Origin of the sequence: Priestia sp. SIMBA_032, assembly GCF_046535215.1 — a bacterium.
GTDB classification, from domain to species: domain Bacteria; phylum Bacillota; class Bacilli; order Bacillales; family Bacillaceae_H; genus Priestia; species Priestia aryabhattai.
The window spans coordinates 1-237 of sequence record NZ_JAWRXD010001539.1; the positions used below are offsets into that span (position 1 = coordinate 1).

At 35.0% G+C, this 237-nt stretch carries 1 pseudogene; it reads right to left on the reverse strand.

The window, feature by feature from the left end:
• Positions 1 to 67: 67 nt before the first annotated feature.
• Positions 68 to 237 (reverse strand): annotated as a pseudogene (locus SB717_RS39440) (ABC transporter transmembrane domain-containing protein); the annotation flags it as partial.

A 237-nucleotide genomic window follows, 5' to 3' on the forward strand; every position in this document is an offset into this window, starting at 1 on the left:
GATCGGAATAGCGGTTGGTAATGAAAGAGTATAGGCTATAGCGAAGAACTCGCTTGACGCCGTATCATAAAACATCTGGTCCATGGTGAGCAATTTCCCCAATTTCCATTAAATCGTTTGTAAGGCGCGAAATTAAATGACCTGTTTTATTATTATCAAAAAATCTGAATGATAGCTTTTGAATATGATCAAATAATTTCTGCCTCATATCTGTTTCAATATTAACACCAAGCATAT